Source organism: Vibrio sp. 378 (assembly GCF_033339435.1).
Window position 1 is genome coordinate 1 of sequence record NZ_JAWOUO010000606.1, and the last position, 678, is coordinate 678.

At 47.1% G+C, this 678-nt stretch carries 1 protein-coding gene; it reads left to right on the forward strand.

Annotation, left to right across the window (positions count from 1 at the left end; translation table 11 throughout):
- The coding region (locus R7Q48_RS27810) for an FtsX-like permease family protein (RefSeq protein ID WP_318133513.1) at positions 1-678 on the forward strand (678 nt) is incomplete at both ends.

Sequence of the window (678 nt, forward strand, 5' to 3'; positions counted from 1 at the left end):
AGAGGCGTGGCAAAACTTTTACTCAGGCCAACAACAAGTGATTTTAGGTCGAGGAGTTGCAAATGAGTTGAAGGTGCAAGTCGGTGACTACGTCACGTTGATGATTCCTCAAACGGGTGGCACAAATAAAGTTCAAGCGCCGAAACGTGTGCGCGTCAAAGTGGCGGGCTTTTTGACGTTGAACGGCCAAATTGATCATTCATTGGCTTTAGTTCCGCTGGCGGATGCGCAGCAATACGCTCGTTTAGGAGACGGCGTAACTGGAATTTCTCTAAAAACCGATGATGTTCTTGATGCGCCTTCGATCGTTCGAGAAGTCGGCAACCTAGTGAATGTGTACGTATATTTGAAGAGTTGGCAGCAGCAGTTTGGCTTTCTCTACCGTGACATTCAGTTGGTACGCACGATCATGTATTTGGTCATGGTATTAGTGATTGGTGTGGCGTGTTTCAATATCGTCTCGACATTGATGATGGCGGTGAAGGACCGCGCAGCAGAGATCGCAATTTTGCGTACGATGGGGGCAAAAGATGGTCTGATTAAACGTATCTTCGTTTGGCAGGGCGTCTTCTCTGGAGTGTTTGGTAGCCTTGTCGGTAGCCTTGTTGGTGTGTTGGTTGCGTTGAATTTAACTCCAATCATTAAGGGGCTTGAAGGCTTAATAGGACACCAATTTTT